Here is an 18,917-nt window from a genome sequence, read left to right as displayed (position 1 = left end):
GGTCATGAACGACGCGTTCTCCCGCGAGCCGCCGTGGGACCCCCGGCGCTTCCCGCCGGCCGCCCGCGCCCCGCGGGCCGTGCAGACCCTGCGGATGCTCACGGACCCCGAGGGGTACGCCCGTTCGCTGCGCGCGCGGTTGGGGCCGGTCTTCTCGCTCCGTACGTTCCCCTACCGCGGCGCCCTCGTGTGCGCCGCCGGCGCCGCGGCCAACCGGGCGGTGCTGACCGACCACGAGCGGTTCACGGGCGGCGACGCCGCGGCCCTGCTGGCGCCCGCGGTCGGCGCCGGGTCCCTGATCTGCACGCCGCCGCCGCTGCACCTGAGCCACCGCAAGCTGCTGCTGCCGTCGTTCCACGGCACGCGGATCGCCGTCTGGGCCGAGCGGGTGCGCGAACTCGTCCGGGCCGGACTGCCCGCGCTGCTGTCCGAGGGCGGGGCACCGGTGCGGCCCTGGGCACAGCGGCTGACCCTCGACGTCATCCTGCGGGTCGTCCTCGGCCTGACGGATCCGTCCCGGACGGCGGCCTTCCGGCAGGCCCTCGGCCCCTTCGTCGCCACCGGCAACCTCCTGTGCCTGTTCCTGCCCGGACCGCTGCGGCGCGACCTCGGGCCGCTCTCACCGGGCGGACGTTTCCACCGGCTGCGGGCCGCCGTGCTGGCCCTGACCCGTGAGGAGATCGCCGACCGCCGGGCCGCCGCCGACCGCGTCCGGCGCGACGACGTGCTGTCCCTGCTGCTGGACGCGCGCGACGAGCAAGGGGCCGGGCTGGACGACGCGCAGGTGCTGGACGAGCTGACCGGGCTCGTCCTGGCCGGTTACGAGACCACGGCCACGACGATCGCCTGGACGCTGCACCTGCTGGCCCACCACCCCGTCGCCCGCGACGACCTGATCGCCGATCTCGACGCCGGCTCGGAGCGCCTGCTCAAGGCCACGGTCAAGGAGTCCGGCCGGCTGCGCCCCGCCGTCTGGAACGCCATGCGCACCGCGGCCCGGGACACCGGACTCGGCGGCCACCCGGTGCCGCGGCACGCGTTCGTCGCGGCGCTGTTCCCGCTCACCCACCTCGATCCGGAGCTGTGGCCCCAGCCGGATGTGTTCCGGCCGGAGCGGCACCTGGGCGCGGACCCGGCGCCGTACACGCTGACCCCGTTCGGTGGGGGTGTGCGCCGCTGCATCGGGGTGTCGCTGGCCCGACTGGAGATCGAGACCGTCCTGAAGGTGGTCCTCGCGTCGGCCGTTCCCGAGCCGGCCGGCCCCCAGGAGCCCGCGCGACTGGTCTCCGTGACGCTCGTCCCCGCCCGGGGCGGCCGGGTCCGGCTCCGCAGGCGCACACCTGGAGACACATATTCAGCCAAAGGAAGTTGAACTCTCGACAGCTGTGCGGTGTATGGGCAGGCTACGCGTGCAGTGCACGTGTCCCCCGTCCCCATGAGGAGAGAATCATGCGCAGGTCCCCTCGCAGACGTGTCACCGTCGCCGTAGCCTCCGCAGCGGCCGCCGTGCTGCTGGGACTGACTCCCGGTACGGCGTCGGCGACGTCCGGGCCCACCTTCCTGGACAAGGCCGACGAACGGTGTGTCACCGTGGGCAGCGGAAACGTGTGTGTCTTCGAGACGCAGTGGTTCGACGGCAGGGTGGCGCTCTACCAGGACGTCGACGCCCAGTGCGTCACGACGCCGTTCGGTGTCCTCGCCGACTTCGACATGACCGACGGGCCGGTGACCTACTACAAGAACACCGACTGCTCCGGCGCCTCGGTGACCGAGCCGGCGGGCGACTTCCACTCGTGGCTGACCTTCGGCCCGGCGCACAGCTTCCGCCGGCAGTGACCGGGGGTGGGCCGACCCGCCCCCCGCGACAGGGCGGACCGGCCCACGCCCGCGTTTCCTGGCGTGCGCTAACGCAGGATCCGCCGGGCCACGTTGGTGGAGACCAGGTCCAGCAGTTCCTCGCCGCGACCGGACAGGATCGTACGGATGGCGTAGAGGGTGAAGCCCTTGGCCTGCTCCACGGTGATCGCGGGGGGCACCGACAGTTCCTGACGCGCCGTCATGACTTCGACGACGGCCGGTCCGTCGTGCGCGAACGCGTCCTTCAGGGCGCCCTCCAGGTCACTGGGGCGTTCGACCCGCCGTGCCCACAGGCCGATCGCGGAGGCGACCGCGGCGAGGTCTGGGTTGTCCAGCTCCGTACCGAAGTTGACGACACCCGCCGCTTTCATCTCCAGCTCGACGAAGTTGAGCGAGCCGTTGTTGAAGACGACGATCTTGGCGGGCAGCCCGTTCTGCCTCAGCGTGAACAGTTCGCCGAGCAGCATGGTGAGCCCGCCGTCCCCGGCGAGCGCGACGACCTGCCGCCCGGGGTACGCCGCCTGGGCGCCGACCGCGTGCGGCAGCGCGCAGGCCATCGAACCGTGGTTGAACGAACCGAGCAGGCGCCGCCGCCCGTTGAACGTCAGGTAGCGGGCCGCCCAGACCGCGGGCGAGCCGACGTCGGTGGTGAAGACGGCGTCGTCGTCGGCGAGGCGGTCGAGGGTGCTCGCCACGAACTGCGGGTGGATGGGGGTGCGGTCGTGGTCGTTGACCGCGAGCGCGTCCAGTGAGCGGCGGGTGCGGGTGTAGTGGGCCAGGGCGCGGTCCAGGTGGTCCCGGTCGGACTTGGCGGTCAGCAGCGGCAGCAGCGCGGGCAGGGTGTCGCGCACACTGCCCACCAGGGGCAGGCCGACGTGGGTGCGCCGGCCGATCTACCCGAAGCACGCGTACGTCGAGCTGCACGACCTTCGCGTGCTTCGGGTAGAACTGCCGGTAGGGGAAGTCCGTGCCGAGCATGAGCAGGGTGTCGGCCTCCTCGATCGCCTTGTAGCCGGAGGCGAAGCCGAGCAGGCCGGTGAGTCCGACGTCGTAGGGGTTGTCGTACTCGACGTGCTCCTTGCCGCGCAGGGTGTGCACCACCGGCGCCTTGAGGACCTCGACGAGGCGGACCAGGACCTGCTCCCGCCGGCCGGCCTGCTAGACTGAAGAGGACCTTGATCCTTTTTCGAGGAGACCAGACATGGTGGTGGACGACGACATCTCCGGGTGATCACCCGGCCCCGACAGGCCACCGGCCGGTGCGTACGAGGCGCCGCCGAAGTGGTCTCGCTGTCGTCCCCTCATGCCACCAGTCTTCCGCCGAGGCACACCTGTCTCGCGTGTGCCCCGTCCTCTCCTCACGAGGTCACCTTCATGTCCGACGCCTCCGTCGTCTGCTCGAACCTGTCCTTCGCCTGGCCCGACGACACCCCCGTCCTCCAGGACCTGTCCTTCACCGTCACCCCCGGCCGCACCGGTCTCGTCGCGCCCAACGGCACCGGCAAGTCCACCCTGCTCAAGCTGATCGCCGGTGAACTGCGGCCCGCCAGTGGGTCGGTGTCCGTCTCCGGCACCCTCGGCTACCTCCCGCAGTCCCTGCCGCTCACCGGTGATCTCACGGTCGCCGAGGTGCTGGGCGTCGCCGAGATCATCCGGGCCATCGACGCCGTCGAGTCCGGCGACGTCGACGAGAAGCACTTCACCACCATCGGCGACGACTGGGACATCGAGGAGCGCACCCGCGCCCAGCTCGACCGCCTCGGCCTGGGCGCCCTCACCCTGGACCGCGCTCTGAGCACGCTCAGCGGCGGCCAGGTCATCTCCCTCGGTCTCGCCGCGCAACTGCTCAGGCGCCCCGATGTGCTGCTGCTCGACGAACCCACCAACAACCTCGACGCCGACGCCCGGCACAAGCTCTACGACGTGCTCGGGGACTTCACCGGCTGCCTCCTCCTGGTCAGCCACGACCGGGCCCTGCTCGACCGCATGGAGCGCATCGCCGAACTCGAGCGCGGTGAACTCCGCTTCTACGGAGGCAACTTCACCGAGTACGAGGAGGCCGTCCGGGCCGGGCAGGAGGTCGCGGAGAAGAATGTCCGCAACGCCGAGCAGGGGCTGAAGCGGGAGAAGCGGGAGATGCAGCAGGCCCGCGAGCGCGCCGAACGCCGGCAGAGCAACGCCGCCCGCAACCTGAAGAACGCGGGCCTGCCCCGCATCTTCGCCGGCAACATGAAACGCGGCGCGCAGGAGTCCGCGGGCCGGTCCGGGCAGGTGCACGCGGGACGCGTCAGCGAGGCCAAGGCCAGGCTGGACGAGGCCGGGCGCGCGCTGCGCGAGGAGCAGCGCATCACGCTGGAGCTGCCCGACACCAATGTGCCCGCGGGGCGCAACCTGTTCCTCGGTGAGGGGCTGCGCGTCCGGCTCGGTGACAAGGACGTGTTCGCCGGAGCGGGTGTCGACCTGACCGTCCGTGGCCCCGAGCGCATCGCGCTGACCGGCCCCAACGGCGCCGGGAAGAGCACGCTGCTGCGGCTGCTGAACGGCGACCTGACCCCGGACGGCGGCGAGATCAGGCGGGCCGACGGACGTATCGCCTACCTCTCGCAGCGGCTCGACCTGCTGGATCTGGACCGTACGGTCGCCGAGAACTTCGCCGACTACGCGCCGCAGCGCCCCGAGGCCGAGCGGATGAACCTGCTCGCCCGCTTCCTCTTCCGCGGCGCCCGCGCCCACCTGCCCGTCGGGGTGCTCTCCGGCGGCGAGCGGCTGCGCGCCACCCTGGCGTGTGTGCTGTGCGCGGAGCCGGCCCCGCACCTGCTGCTCCTGGACGAGCCGACGAACAACCTCGACCTGGTCAGCGCCGGCCAGCTGGAGAGCGCCCTCAACTCCTACCAGGGCGCCTTCGTGGTGGTCAGCCACGACGAGCGGTTCCTGCGGGAGATCGGTGTGGACCGCTGGCTGCGGCTGGCCGACGGCGAGCTGAAGGAGACGGGGGCGCCCGAGGTGTGAGCCGCCGGTGTGCCGACCTGGCCCGTGTGAGGCGTACGCCGCCCCGCGGGCCGCGCACCGACCGCACCGGAGGGTGTGCCCCCATGCCTCAGCCCGCCCTGCTCGCCCATGACCTCGTCCGCACCCTCGGCGACCGCCGGGTGCTCGACGGTGTCTCCCTGACCGCCTCCCCCGGCCACCGCATCGGTCTGATCGGGGAGAACGGCGTCGGCAAGTCCACCCTGCTGCGTCTGCTGGCCGGGACGGACGAGCCCGACGCCGGCAGCGTCACCCGCCCGCCCGACCTGGGCTTCCTCCAGCAGGAGATGCCCTACGACCCCGGCACGACGATCGCCGGCGTCCTCGACGACGCCCTGCGCGAGGCCCGCGACGACCTCGCCGAGCTGGAACGGCTCACCGAACAGCTCGCGCGCACCGCGCAGGACGCACCGGAGTACGCGGTACTGCTCGATATGTACGGCGCCCGGCTCGAACAGGCCCAGGAGCGGGAGGCGTGGGACGCCGACCGGCGGGCCGCGCTCGTCCTGGACGGCCTCGGCCTCGGCGGCTTCGGACACGACCGGACTCTCGGGTCGCTGTCGGGCGGGCAGCGCGGGCGGCTCGCGCTGGCCGCGCTGCTGATCCGGCGGCCGGCCGCGCTGCTGCTGGACGAGCCGACCAACCACCTCGACGACGAGGCCGCCGCCTTCGTCGAGGAACAGGTGCGCGGTCTGCCCGGCGTCGTCGTGCTGGCCAGCCACGACCGGGCCTTCCTGGACGCCGTGTGCACGGACCTGGTCGACCTCGATCCGGCCGTCGTCGGGCCGGTCCGCTACGGCGGCAACTACAGCGCCTACCTGGCGGAGAAACGCGCCGAGCGGGAGCGCTGGGAGCGGCGCTGGACGCAGGAACAGGAGGAACTGGCGGCACTCAGGGTCTCGGCCCAGGTGACCGCGCGCCGGGTGGCACCGGACCGGGGACCGCGCGACAACGAGAAGATGGGCTACGGCCACCGGGCCGGCCGGGTGCAGAGCCAGGTCTCCCGGCGGGTGCGCAACGCCGCCCGGCGGCTGGAGGAGCTGGAGCGTGCCCAGGTCGGTGAGCCGCCCAGGCCGCTGCGGTTCGCCGGCCCGGCGCTGGCGGCATCGGTGGAGCAGAAGGAGGGGGACGACGACGGGCCGCTGGTGTCGCTGGACGGCGCGGGGGTGCCGGGGCGGCTCGCGCCGGTGTGTGCCGAGGTGTCGGCGACCGACCGGCTGCTGGTCACCGGCGGCAACGGCGCGGGGAAGTCCACGCTGCTGGCCGTGCTCGCCGGGCACCTCGTGCCCGAGGGCCAGGTGCGGCGGCGCGCCGGGCTGACGGTGGGGCTGCTCGCCCAGGACACCGTCTTCGACCGGCCGGAGCGCACCGTCCGGGACACGTACGAGCAGACGCTGGGCGCCGAGCGGGCCGACGCGGTGCCGCTGTCCTCGCTGGGGCTGCTGCACGAGGCGGACCTGGACAAGCCGGTCGGCCGGCTCTCGGTGGGGCAGCGGCGGCGGCTCGCGCTGGCGCTGCTGGTGGCCCGGCCGCCGCGGTTGCTGCTGCTGGACGAGCCCACCAACCACCTCTCGCCGCGCCTGTGCGACGAACTGGAGGCGGCGCTCGGCACCGGGCCGGGCGCGATCGTGCTGGCCAGCCATGACCGCTGGCTGCGCGACCGCTGGCAGGGCCGGGAGATCCGGCTGGGCTCCGCACAGGAAGGGCGGGCGCCCGGTACGGTGAACCCCGCACACAACTGAATACCGGCTGAACAGGTGACGACTCTTGCAGAGGTGGCGGTCACCTGTCAAAATGGTGACATGAATCTCGACCATGTCTTCGTGTGCGGCAATCCGGTCCTGGATTTCGCCGCTACACTGCGTGCCCGCCGTACGCTGCAGTTTGAAATGTTCGTGACACCGGATCGCCTGGACGCCTGGTTCCTGGAGTCGGGCGTCGTCGACGCCGTCACGCCCAGCGAGCAGGCCGACGTGGACCAGGCGACGGCCCTGCGGGAGGCCATCTACCACCTGGTCACCTCGCGCCGTCTCGGTGAGGAGTACCAGGCCGACGCGCTGGAGCTGGTGAACAGCACGGCGCGCACGCCGTCCGCGGTGCCGCAGCTCACCCCGGAGGGCCGGCGGACCGAGGCGACGCCGCAGGAGGTGCTGTCCACCCTCGCCCGCACGGCCGTCGAGCTGTTGAGCGGCCCGGACGTGCCGCTGCTGAAAGAGTGCGGCAACCCAGAGTGCACCCGCGTCTACATCGACCGCTCGCGGGGCATGCGGCGCCAGTGGTGCGGCATGGAGTCCTGCGGCAACAAGATCAAGGCGGCCGCGTACCGCGCCCGCAAGAAGAGCGCGCCCGCGGCGGCCTGAAGCACCGCACGGCGGCGTGGCGAGCGGGCGGGACCGGCGCTCCCGGGTGGACGCCGAGCCCGTCCGCGTGCCCGTCTGCTCGCGACGGCGCGACAGCCCGGCCTCGGCCAGGTGTCATGGGACGAGGAACGGTGGTCGTCGCCGGTCTCTTGACCGGGCCGGCCGCACGCGGGGTTCGCGCAGGCCACCAGGGCAGACCTGGCGGCCTTCCGGCGGGCTCGCCGGTGGCGGGTACGGAGTACCACCGATGCCTGCCGGGGCCTTTGGGGATGTGCGCGCCTTGTGTGGCTGCTGATCACGGGGATGACAGCGGGTGTTCCGCGGGCCCGGCGGCCTGCCGTCGGAGGCCAGGAGGGTGTACGAGCGAGGAACGGGCACGTGCCTGGGCCGGCATCGACGCGGGCAGAGCCCATCACCGGGCGGCTGTGGCCGACGAGACCGGAGCCACCCTGGGGTCACAGAAGGCCGGCAACGACGAGTCGGCCCTCCTGGACGCGCTGGGCGAAATCTCCTGGAGACATCTCGCGCTGAGGGGCAGCCGGAGGCAGCAGCGTCCCGGATCACCCGGCCCTGTCGGCAGTCGGTGATCGGCGAGGAACCCAAGCAGGCGGGCCCTTGGAGCCGTCACCGGCGCTTCAGCCCGCAGGTTCGCGGCCGGCCGGTCGCCCAGCGTGCCGAGCGGACCGCCATCGCATGGAAGGAGGCCACCTGTGAAGCCCCCGTACGCAACCGGGCTCACACGCCTTCAGCAACGACCCGGCATCCTCGACGGCTTCCAGCAGGCACCGTGCTGGCTCTCGACGATCCACCGTCACGCCGAGCAGCCCAAATCAGTGAGCACCAAGCTCTGCTCTGGCGAGGGTGCCTGTGATGAGGGTGGTCAGCATCTCCTGCAGGGTGGCGGTGAAGTCCATGCGCAGGACGGACAGACGGCGGCGGACTCCCCCGCGGTGCCCCAGGCGCTCGCAGCGGACACCGCCGACCGGGCCGGGAACGCCCCGGCGGGAACGGGAACGGCATACTCGAACACCCCGCCCCAAGTGGCGGCGGACGTCTCCTCCCCGGTCCGTTCCGCCGTACCGCAGCGCACCGCGACGGCCGCCGGGGCCCCCGCGATGGGAGCGGCGCGGCAGACCGTACCGGCCGCGGCCCACCCGGACGTGCCGGACGGCACAACCGCCAAGACCGCGGCCACCGGTGCCGGCACGGGCGCAGGCACCGCTGCCGCCAAGAAGCCGGTCGGCACGACCACCGCCGCCGCAAAGACCGCGGCTGTGAAGAACGCCACCGCGAAGCCGGCGACCGACACGTCGACGAAGGCCGCGGCAGACACGCCGGCGAGGGCCGGCTCCGAACCGGCGACGGCCACGGCCCGCGCGCGCGTGGCCGCGACCGGAACCGCGGCTGGTGCCACGGCCGCGTCCGCGGCCGAGCCCGCCGCGCCCCAGGCGCGCGCCGCCGCCTCCGCGCCCGCCACGGAGACTCCCCTCACCCCGCTCGAACCCACCACGACCGACCCCGCCGCACCCCACGACCACGCCACCGGCTCCAGCCCGGTCGCCACCACCCCCGACCACACCACCACCCGCGACACCGGCACCGACCCCGGCGCCCCGGCGCAGGGCGACGGCGCCGCCGCCGACCCGAAGCCGGCCGCGCACCCCGATCCCGAGCCCGCCCCACGGTGGGGCACCGAGGTCTTCACCGGCACCCACGTCCTGCGCCCCGGGCAGAGCCTCGCCTCCGACCGGACGCACCTGACGATGCGTGCGGACGGGAACCTCGTCATCACGGACGAGAACGGCGCGGTCCGCTGGTCCTCGCACACCTCGGGCCAGGGCGACTACGCCGTCCTCCAGTCGGACGGTGACCTCGTGGTCCGTACGGCGGCGCAGCAGACCCTCTGGTCGTCCGGCTCGGGCGGCCACGACGGGGCCCGGCTCGTCCTCCAGAACGACGGCGACGTCACGATCCTCGCCACCGACGGCCGCGTTCTGTGGGCCGCCGGGACGCAGCACTGAGCACGGCCCGGCCGACGAGCCCGGCCGGGTACCCCACCCCGAAGAGGTGATCACCATGCAGAGCGCGCACCGCCGTGCCTGCGGCGCGGGTCCCGCCGCGCCGCCCGCCGGCGCCCCGGACCGGGCGTCCCGGCCGTCCGCACCCGACGGGAAGGAGCAGTCGTGGCCCGCCATCTGATCACCGTCGGCCGGGAGGGCGGCTGCGATCACACAACGATCGGCGCGGCTCTGCTCAACGCCCGTCCGGGAGCGATCATCAGTGTCCGTCCGGGCAGTTACCAGGAGACCCTGGTCGTGCAGAACCGGGTGACGATCGTCGCCGACGGCCCGCGCGGCAGCGTCGAGATCGCCCCAGCCAAGGGGGCGGCGGTGACCCTCGCGGCGGACGCCGTGATGCTCACCGACCTGCTGCTGCGGGCCGGCGAGGGCGAGCTGCCGGTGATCGACGCGGTCCGCGGGCAGGTCGCCCTGGACGGCTGCGAAGTTCTGGGCGCGGGCTGGACGGCGCTGCTCAGCCGGGGCAGCGGCTCCCTCGCGATGCGGTCGTGCCGGGTCACCAACCCGACCGGCGCGGGTGTCGTCGAGGCCGGTTCGACGGGCAGTGTCATCGAGGACTGCCTCATCGAGAACCTGGGCACGTCGGCGGTCGTGGTCAGCGAGGAGGGCCGGGCGACGGTGCGCAACTGCCGTATGCGCGACGCCCGGGGCAACGGCGTGCTGGCCAACGGCCAGTCGCGCGGGGTCGTGGAGGACTGCGAAATCACCTCCACCGAGAAGCCGGGTGTCGCGCTGGAGGGCGGCACGTCGCTGAGGGTCGTGCGGACCACGCTGCGGGACTGCACGCTCGGTGTCCACGTGTCGAGTTCGGTGCGCACCGAGCTGTCCCACGTGGCGGTGCACCGTTCGGCCGGCCACGGTTTCGTCGTCGCCGACCGCTCCGATCCGCAGCTGTCGTACTGCGAGACCTCCGCGACGCAGGGCAGCGGCGTGTACGTCACCGGACGTTCCCTCGGCTACTTCGTGAACTGCCACTTCGACGGTGCCGAAGCGGCGGCCGTGCACGTCGGGGACTCCAGCACCCCGTCCTTCACCGGCGCCCGGGTCACCGGCAGCAAGGGCACCGGACTGCTGCCGGAGGGGGAGTCCGCCGCCGAGTTCGACCAGTTGGACGTGTTGCGGGCGGGCGGCACCGGAGTGTCGGTGGCCTCGGGGGCGAACTTGCTGCTGCGCCGCGCCCGTGTCACCGAGGCGCGCGGTGCGGGAATCCAGGTCTCCGGGCAGGCCCGGGGCCGGTTCGAGGACTGCGAGGTCGGTGACTGCGCGGGGCACGCGCTGCGGATCGAGGGGGGCGGCAACCCGCACATGGGCAGTTCGGCGCTGCGCGGCGCGGGCGGCTCGGGTGTCTCGGTGGGCGCGGAGGGGAAAGGCACCCTGCGCGACTGCGAGATCTCCGGTTCCTCCGCGTCGGGCGCCGCGGTCGAGGGCAAGGGTGAGCTGACCCTGGTCAGGACCCGGGTGCTGGGGTCCGGCGGGCACGGTGCGCTGGTCGCGGCGGACGGCCTGGCGGTGCTCAAGGCGTGCGAGTTCAGCGGGAACACCGGCGACGGAGTCCGGATCGAGTCGGACGGCCCGGTGGAGGTGACCGACTGCACCGTGCGGTCCAACAGGGGGGCCGGACTGAAGCACGCCCGCCCAGGTGCTCATTTCACCCTCTCCGGTCTGACCAGCCTCGACAACAAGACGCCCGACGTGGGCACGGAGCCGCCCGCCGAGGACGCCCCGTCCACCGCCGGCGAGCCGGCCACGAGCAGCGGGCAGGAGAACCGGGAGCCGGAGAACGCGCTGGTCGCGGAGCTGAACGCGCTCATCGGCCTGGACAACGTCAAGGAACAGGTCAACATGCTCGTCAGCCTGGGCAAGCTCGCCCAGCGGCGGGCCCGGCTCGGCATCCCGGCCCCGCCCATGAGCCGCCACCTGGTCTTCGCCGGTCCGCCCGGCACGGGAAAGACGACGGTGGCACGGCTGTACGGCGGGATTCTGGCGGGTCTCGGGATGCTGTCCTCGGGTCACATCGTCGAGGTGTCCCGGGCCGATCTGGTCGCCCAGGTGATCGGCGGTACGGCGATCAAGACGACGGAGGTGTTCGAACGCGCCCTGGGCGGCGTGCTCTTCATCGACGAGGCGTACACGCTGCTGTCCGACAGCAAGGGTTCCTCCGTCGACTTCGGACAGGAGGCCATCGACACCCTCGTCAAACTGATCGAGGACCACCGGGACGACACCGTGGTCATCGTCGCGGGCTACCCCAAGGAGATGACGGACTTCCTGGCCGCCAACCCGGGCATGGCCTCGCGGTTCACCCGCACCATCGAGTTCGAGAACTACTCGGTGGACGAGCTGGTCACCATCACCGAGAACATGTGCGCCACCCCACCCACCGGTACGTTCTCGACCCGCTGACCCGGGATGCGCTCGGCATCCGCTTCTCCCGGATGCGGCGGGACGCGACGTTCGGCAACGGCCGGGCCGCCCGCCAGGTCTTCGAGGAGATGATCGACCGGCAGTCGCTGCGGCTGGCGACCCAGCAGGAGGCGAGCGAGGCCGACCTGATGCTCATGGTCCCCGAGGACGTGGGCGCCGACGAGGCCGAGGAGGTGCGCGCGGAGGCCAGGAAGGAACCCGGCGAGTCGGACGCGCTGGCCCGGCTGCGCGCCATGACCGGTCTGGCGGCGGTCAAGCGGGAGGTGGGCGGCATCGTCGACCTGCTCACCGCCTACCGGCAGCGCGCGGCGGTGGGTCTGCCCACGCCCTCGATCAGCCACCACCTCGTGTTCTCCGGTCCGCCCGGCACGGGCAAGACCACGGTGGCCCGCCTGTACGCGGAATTGCTGCGCTCCTTCGGCGTCCTCTCCAGCGGCCGGCTCGTCGAGGTGAGCCGCGCCGACCTGGTGGGGCGCTACATCGGACACACCGCGCAGCTCACCACGGAGAGGTTCGAGGAGGCCGTCGGGGGTGTGCTGTTCATCGACGAGGCCTACACGCTGACACCTGCCAACTCCCCGCAGGACTTCGGCCGGGAGGCCGTCGACACGCTGCTGAAGCTGATGGAGGACCGCCGTGAGGAGGTCGTGGTGATCGTCGCCGGCTACCCGGCGGAGATGGAGGGCTTCCTGGCCTCCAACCCCGGCCTGGCGTCCCGCTTCTCCCGACACGCCTCCTTCGAGGACTACTCCACCGACGAACTGCTGGCCATCATCGATGAGCAGGCCGGCACGGCGGGTTACGTCTGCGCGCCCACCACCCGCGAGGCGCTGCGCGTCCACCTCGACGCGCTGCCGCGTAACCGGTCCTTCGGAAACGCCCGCCTGGCCCGGCAGCTGATGGAGACCATGATGACCCGCCAGGCGGGGCGGCCGGCCTCCCTGTCCACGCCGGACCTGGAAGCACTGACCACGCTGCTGCCCGAGGACCTGCCCGCGGGCACGCCCGGCATGGCAGACCGGGCGCCTGTCGAGCACGCCCGCTGACGAGGGGGAAAGGAAAGATCCCGCCCGGCCCTCGGCCCGAGCGGGATCTTGGCTTCCGGCTCAGCTACGCGGCTGGGCTTCGATCACAAGGTAAGCGCCGGCCCCGCCATCGGCCGTCGTCCCCCTGGCGAAATGCTTCCAGCCGCTGCCCGTCGGGTCGACATCGAACCCGTCGACGTAGAAGGAGCCGTTGCTCGTGTTGAACTTGCCGAACACGCTGATCCCTGTCTGCCTATTTCCGCCGAAGTCCTTGATGCCGAACGTCTGGCAGGTTCCCTGCGCGACCGTGGCGGTGGCAAGGTCCGGCTGGTCCTGCGCGGCGGTGTTGAACACCGGGTAGGCCGCGTAGTTGCCCTGTGCGCACAGTTGCACGCGCCCCGCGCCGATCGAGGCGGTCGCCGCCTGCGCCGGACCACTCGACAGCAGGGCACCGGAGGCCAGGGCCGCCGCTCCGACGAAGGTGGCGGCGGCACGCAGGGAAACGGATCTGACAGACAAGGAGATACACCTCTTGGGGTGAAGGGAGCTGCCGGACAGACACATGCTATGGAACACATGATCAACGAACAAGGAGTCCGGCTCCTGGCATGTGTCTTCCCGTCGGCAGGACAGGGCGGGGCCGTCAGACGCGGACGCCGACCGGCTGTGTGTTGTACCCCTCCGCGTGCAGCATCCCGCGGCCCGACGGCAGTGCCCCCGCGGCCCAGGACAGGGTGACCGTCCGCGCCTCCCCGGGCAGCAGCCACACGTAGTTGTCGCCGTAGAGCGTGGGCAGCACCCGGTCGCCGCCGTGGGCGTCCAGCAGGGACAGCCGGACCATCGCGGCGACGGCGGACCCCTGGTTGCGGACGGTGGCCCTCGCCTCGCGTCGGTCGCCGTGGCGGACGACGTGGGTGGCGGACACCGCAAGCCTGACCTGCTTGAGCCGGTTGAGCGCGCGCATCGCCTCCGGTGTGCGGTAACGCCAGTAGGTGTTGCGCGACAGCGTCTCTCCCCCGGCGCTCCTCAGCGTGAGGCGCAGCAGGTGCAGGTCGGGCAGGTCGTCGGTGAAGGCGACGGTGAACGCCTGGGTGGTGGCGGCAGCCTGGACGTCGACACGTGTGCTGCGGGCGGGGCCGGTCCGGCGGCCGTCGAGGCCGTACGTCTCGGCCGTGACCGTGGCCCCGCGCAGCGCAGCGCGGGTGTGGTTGACCGCGATGATCTCGCCCTCGACCGGGTCCGCCTGGACGTGCAGCGGCTCGCAGGCGGTGCGGGCCCCGTAGTAGGCGCCGTTGACGTCGAAGTCGTAGTCGTAGGTCTGCCAGACGGTGCTGTGCCAGGCCGGGTGGGACATCCAGAGCATCAGGCCGCTGGCGTCGTCCCACAGGTGGGCGTTCCAGGCCTCGAACATGGCGCGGAAGTTCTCGTAGTTGACGAACTGCGCCTTGGCCGTGAAGTCGTCCAGGTCGCGGGCGGTGCCCAGGCGGGCCTCGATGGCCGCCTTGTAGTTCTGCGGTGCCTGGTTCCCGTGCTCGCTCCAGTCGTGGTAGTACCAGGCGCCGCCGATGGGCCACTCCGGTTCGCCGCCGGTCATGCGGCGGGTGCTGGCGGCGGTGGAGACGACGGGCATGCCGATCTCGGTGTGGAAGCCGAAGTTCTTGCTGCCGTAGGTGGCCGGGTCGAAGTAGCGGGCGGGCTCGACCCAGCCGTAGGGGCCGCCGCCGGTGGCGATGCCGCCGGCGGAGTTGTTCTGGTACAGGATGCCGGGCGCCCCCTGCTCGACGGCCTCGCCCATGCCCTGGTCGATCGCGGCGGGCGGGTGCCCTCGTTGGCGCCGCACCAGACGGCCACGCTCGGGTGGATGCGGTGGCGCAGGACGGTGTCGCAGGCGATGGCGTTGTAGGCGTCGTGGTCCGGCGGGTCCATGCCCCAGGCGTTGGGGAAGTCGTTCCACACGAGGATGCCGTGTGCGTCGCAGGCGGCGTAGAACTCCTCGCGGTTGCTGCTGCCGACCCAGTTGCGGATCATCGTGAAGTTCATGTCGCGGTGCATGCGCACCGCCGTGTCCATCCGGTCGGCGGGCATGCGGCGCAGCAGTTCGTCCCACCCCCAGTTGCCGCCGCGCACCAGCACCCGCACGCCGTTGACGCTGATCTTCAGCGGTTCGGGTGTGTTGGAGACGGTGGTGACGTTGCTCCAGGTGTTCCCGTCGTCGGACACCTTGATGGTGTACGTCTTCGGGTACGCCTGCTCCCACAGGACCGCGACCCGGTCGAAGCGGCGGGCCGAGCCGAGGTCGACCTGGATCCACTGGTGGTCCTCGTAGGCGGAGGACCAGCGGGTGCCGGGGTTGCCGTCGGTGGCGTGCGCGGCGGGGTGGCCGTCCTCCTCGCTGGAGGCACTCGCCGTGCGGTGCAGGGCGAGGTCGGTGCCGGGAGCGGCGCTGTCGACGACGGCGAGCGACCACAGGGAGTTGCCCCAGCTGGTGTTGCGCAGCCCGCACTCCAGGCGCAGGTAGCGGGCGGTGCGCGGGGCGAAGTCGGTGACCCGGAGGCTGGCGTCGCCGCTGTTGAAGGGCAGCGGCACCGCCGTGTTGTCCACGGACGTGGCGTCCGTCCAGTCGGTGCCGTCGTCGGAGACCTGCACGACGAACGTCCGCGCGTACGCCTGCTCCCACACCAGGTCGAGGCGGTCGAAGCCCTGGGACGAGCCGAGGTCGACGCGGATCCACTGGTCGTCCTGCCAGGCGGAGGCCCAGCGGGTGCCCGCGTCGCCGTCGGTGGCGTTGCCCGCGCCGTGGTCGTCCTGGTCCTGGCTGGAGGCGTCGGCGGGCGCGTGCAGGGCGAGGTCGGTGCCCGGCCGGGCGCTGTCGTACACCGACAGCGCCCACAGCGAGCTGCCCCAGTCGGTCGCCCGGGTCAGACAGCGGACCCGTACGTACCGGGCGTGCTGTGCGCCGAGGTCGACGGACTGCGTGCAGGCGTCGGTGGAGGGGGTGAAGGGCAGCGGGGTGTGGTGCTCGTAGCCGAACTGGCGGATGCCGAAGCGGGTGGTGCGCCGGTCGCTGACGGTCCCGCCGGCCTCGGCGGTGAGGGTGAGGTCGTGCAGGACGGGCTCGCCCAGGCCGTTGGGCCACCACAGGCGGGGGTTCTTGACGCGCAGGCGGGAGTAGGCGTCCGGCGCGAAGGTGACGTCGACGCTCCTGCCCGCGGGGACGGTGACCGTACGCGAGACACGTATGCCGTCGAAGGCGGCGGTGACGGTGGTGCTGTGGTCGGTGGTGTCGGCGTTCCGGACCGGGACGGTGACGGTCACCTCGGCGACCGACAGGCCGGGCAGGTCCGGCAGCACGGTGTCCACGCGCGGGTCGCCGATGACGAGGTGCCCGGTGGATCTGAGCCGCACGTGGTTCCAGATGCCCGCGCCGCGGTCCCGGACGGCGGGCATCCAGTCCCAGCCCGAGGAAGCCAGGTACGTCGGCGAGTTGCGGTTCATCTGGTCGGCGCCGGCGTCCACCCAGGCCGAGCCGTCGGGGCCCTTGTCACCGGGGCTGCCGGGCACCGGCATGGGGGTGATCTTCACCGCGAGCGCGTTGCGGCCCTCGGCGGTGAGGAGCCCGGTGACGTCGTGGGCCGAGCGGGCGAAGGGGAAGGTGAGGGTGCCGGCCTGCCGGCCGTTGAGCCACATCTCCGCCTGGTGGTTGACGCCGTCGAACTCCAGCCAGACGTGCCGCCCGGCGCCGGTGCGCAGGCCCCTGGGCAGGTCGAAGTCGCGGCGGTACCACCAGGAGTGGCGGGACAGTGCCTCGGGGACGTGCAGGTTGTTCAGTCCGGCGACCGGGTCGGGCAGCTTGCCCTGGTCGACCAGGGAGCCCAGGACGGTGCCGGGCACGGTGGCGGGCAGCCAGCGGCTGGTGTCCACGCCGGGCGTGGACAGGTGGGCGCCGTCGCCGCCGGCCCGGTCGTCCAGGGTGAGGGTCCAGCCGGATTCCAGGGGCACGGTGCCGTCGCCGGCGACGGCGAGCGGCGGGGCGGGAGTGTGGTGGGTGCCCCAGTCGGTCCAGCCGGTGGCGGCGGGGCGCCTGCCGTGGACGGCGCCGTACACCTCGAAGCCGTTGACGCCCAGCGGGTTCGGGCTGGAGCGCCTGCGGGCCGTCATGCGCACCCAGCGGGCGGTGACCGGCCTCGGCAACTGGATGTCGACCCGGCCGCCGGTGCCCGCGGTGGTCCGGTACACGCTCGTCCAGGACGCACGGTCCCGGGAGGTCTCCACGACGAACTCCGTCGCGTAACTCGACTGGATCTCCTTGCCGGTGGTGCCCTGGTGCGGGTTGCCGTCGCTCGGCGGGGTGAACACCGGGTCGCTCGCGTCGGCCTCGAAGGTGAGGCGGACCCAGTCGACCCGGCACTCCGCCTGGAGGTCGACGGAGATCCACTGCGGGTCGCCCGCCTGCGCGCGCCAGCCGGTGCCGCGCACACCCTGTGCGCCGATGCCGTCCACCGCGAACTCGGCCGGGGTGGGCGCGTACGCCTGCGAGGAGACCTCGACCGGGCGGTACGCGGCGAGTTCACCGGAGGCGGGGGTGGAGGAGGCGGCGGCGGTCGGCTGCCCGGCGCGCTCGGCGCCGGCCGCGGCGGCCGGGAACACCGTGCCGAGGCTGAACCCGGCCAGCAGTGTCGAGCCGGTGGCCACGACGGTGCGCCGGGAGGGGCGGTGCGATGGACTCGCCTGGTCGGCCATGTGAGTCGTCCAATCACAGGGTGGGCGGGTGGCACGAGCGGCCTGGCGCGGGGCTGCCCCGCCCGGGTCTGACAACGTTGCCATAGGTGTGGCCATAGGCTGTGGCGAGGTGGGGCATCTGTCAAGAGCTGGGACGGCGCGGCCGGTTCACCGACGGTCGGGCCCGGCGCGCTCGTTGCCGGAGCGTACGGGTGCGGGCGAGCCGTGCGGCGGTTCTGGAGCTGGCGGCCCCGTGTGCACCGTCGGCCTTCGGGCCGCCGGCTTCACGAGCGCGACGACATGTGCCGGACGAGGGCCGCCGCCGGCCGCGCCATAGCCCGGGCAGCGGCGCCTTCAACGGCCGGGGGCCTGGGCCCGCCCCCCGGCTGATGACGGGACTGGACCGGCGGGCGGGCCGGAGGACCGCAAGGGACCGCAGGGACCCGGACCCGGAGGAACGCAGGGACCCGGGACCCTGGCGGAACGAGGAATCCGACTGGGAGCGCTGCGGGCGCGTCCGCGTCCGGGAGGGGAGCGTGCGGCCGCCGTCAGGGCCACGGACCCGGCCGGGCATCCTCCGTCCTGTCCAGGAGGCGCCCTGTCCAGGAGGCGCCCTGTCCAGGAGGCGCCCTGTCAGGTTTCTCCCGAGCCAGAAATATGTGTCGCCACCGCCGATCGGTCCCTGCGAAGTGTGACCGGGGTATGGGGTCCGTGTGTCATCTGCGACTCGGTCCGGGCGCTCGCCCGCGCACACACCCTGCGCGCCGTCCGGACTTGGAGTCATCCTCCCACCCAGTCAGGATCCCGTCCTCGTGAGCAACTTCCCCTCGCCGCCGGTACCGCACGACCGCCAGTTCGTCCTCGGGCAGCACCTGCGCATGTCCATCCTCACGTCCGCGGAGGAGACGGACGGCCGGCACGACCTCTCGGACATCGTCCTGCCCGCCGACGCGGGCACGCCGCTGCACCTGCACACGGGCTACGAGGAGCGGATCTGGGTCGTCGAGGGCAGTCTCACGGTGTGGGCCGGCCCCGACACGTTCACGCTGCGGTCCGGCGACTTCTACGCCATCCCGATGAACACCCCGCACACGATCAAGGCGGGCCCGGAGGGCGCACGGTCCCTCAACATCACCTCCCCGGCCGCGTTCGCGGAACTCATCCGCCGCAGCGGGACCCCGGCGCACCTGGCGACCGCCGAGACCGAATGGGACATGGGCCTGTTCCAGGCGGTCACCGAGGAACTCGGCGACATCATCCTCGGCCCGCCCGGGGCCGTCCCCGCGGACCTGGAGAAGAGCCCGGCCGGCCACTCCGGACCTGACCGCGCATGACACACTCCGCATGCGGTGCTCGCGCGCGCTGAGCACGCATGCGGCACGATCCGTGCCCGCCGCGAGGACCGCGGCAGGCGCACGCCTCGGCCG

Annotated in this window: 9 protein-coding genes and 3 pseudogenes; 8 read left to right on the top strand and 4 right to left on the bottom strand. The window is 72.7% G+C overall.

From position 1 onward, the window contains the following. Positions 1–4: 4 nt before the first annotated feature. Both AB0G56_RS16790 and AB0G56_RS16785 read left to right on the top strand, forming a co-directional pair. On the top strand, positions 5–1,372 hold the full coding sequence (locus AB0G56_RS16790; RefSeq protein WP_360969743.1) for a cytochrome P450: 1,368 nt from the start codon (positions 5–7) through the stop codon (positions 1,370–1,372). 77 nt (positions 1,373–1,449) lie between these two features. Next, a complete protein-coding gene (locus AB0G56_RS16785) occupies positions 1,450–1,836 on the top strand; it encodes a hypothetical protein (protein ID WP_360969741.1) in 387 nt (128 codons plus the stop codon). Between the two features lie 68 nt (positions 1,837–1,904). Here the strand turns inward: AB0G56_RS16785 and AB0G56_RS16780 are convergent, their stop codons facing one another. Both AB0G56_RS16780 and AB0G56_RS16775 read right to left on the bottom strand, forming a co-directional pair. Next, positions 1,905–2,708, bottom strand: a complete 804-nt coding sequence (locus AB0G56_RS16780; protein ID WP_360969739.1) for a thiamine pyrophosphate-dependent enzyme — start codon at positions 2,706–2,708, stop codon at positions 1,905–1,907. 97 nt (positions 2,709–2,805) lie between these two features. After that, positions 2,806–2,955, bottom strand: a pseudogene (locus tag AB0G56_RS16775) (hypothetical protein); the annotation flags it as partial. Positions 2,956–3,231: 276 nt separating this feature from the next. Between AB0G56_RS16775 and abc-f the strand changes: the two are divergent. The 5 genes and pseudogenes from abc-f to AB0G56_RS16750 all read left to right on the top strand — a co-directional run bounded on the left by abc-f (position 3,232) and on the right by AB0G56_RS16750 (position 12,792). Further along, positions 3,232–4,866 (top strand): ribosomal protection-like ABC-F family protein, encoded by a 1,635-nt coding sequence (gene abc-f, locus AB0G56_RS16770; RefSeq protein WP_360969737.1) that lies wholly within the window; start codon positions 3,232–3,234, stop codon positions 4,864–4,866. 83 nt (positions 4,867–4,949) lie between these two features. Beyond that, complete coding sequence (locus AB0G56_RS16765) at positions 4,950–6,626, top strand: ABC-F family ATP-binding cassette domain-containing protein (protein WP_360969735.1); 1,677 nt, start codon at positions 4,950–4,952, stop codon at positions 6,624–6,626. Between the two features lie 60 nt (positions 6,627–6,686). After that, the gene (locus AB0G56_RS16760) at positions 6,687–7,244 is read left to right on the top strand and encodes a CGNR zinc finger domain-containing protein (RefSeq protein ID WP_360969733.1); all 558 of its coding nucleotides are present in this window, start codon (positions 6,687–6,689) and stop codon (positions 7,242–7,244) included. Between the two features lie 950 nt (positions 7,245–8,194). Continuing rightward, entirely contained in the window at positions 8,195–9,265 is a 1,071-nt protein-coding gene (locus AB0G56_RS16755) for a hypothetical protein (protein ID WP_360969732.1), read from the top strand. Positions 9,266–9,427: 162 nt separating this feature from the next. Continuing rightward, a pseudogene (locus AB0G56_RS16750) lies at positions 9,428–12,792 on the top strand (right-handed parallel beta-helix repeat-containing protein). Positions 12,793–12,852: 60 nt separating this feature from the next. On the opposite strand, the gene AB0G56_RS16745 reads toward AB0G56_RS16750, so the two are convergent. Further along, positions 12,853–13,290: a hypothetical protein gene (locus AB0G56_RS16745; protein ID WP_360969730.1), complete on the bottom strand. Its 438-nt coding sequence runs from the start codon at positions 13,288–13,290 to the stop codon at positions 12,853–12,855. 124 nt (positions 13,291–13,414) lie between these two features. Then, positions 13,415–17,511, bottom strand: a pseudogene (locus AB0G56_RS16740) (discoidin domain-containing protein). A gap of 791 nt (positions 17,512–18,302) precedes the next feature. On the opposite strand from AB0G56_RS16740, the gene AB0G56_RS16735 reads away from it, so the two are divergent. Further along, positions 18,303–18,824: a cupin domain-containing protein gene (locus AB0G56_RS16735; protein WP_360969729.1), complete on the top strand. Its 522-nt coding sequence runs from the start codon at positions 18,303–18,305 to the stop codon at positions 18,822–18,824. Positions 18,825–18,917 lie beyond the last annotated feature (93 nt).

Source organism: Streptomyces sp. NPDC021356 (assembly GCF_040641015.1).
GTDB lineage: Bacteria > Actinomycetota > Actinomycetes > Streptomycetales > Streptomycetaceae > Streptomyces.
This window is presented reverse-complemented; position numbering and strand designations above follow the sequence as displayed.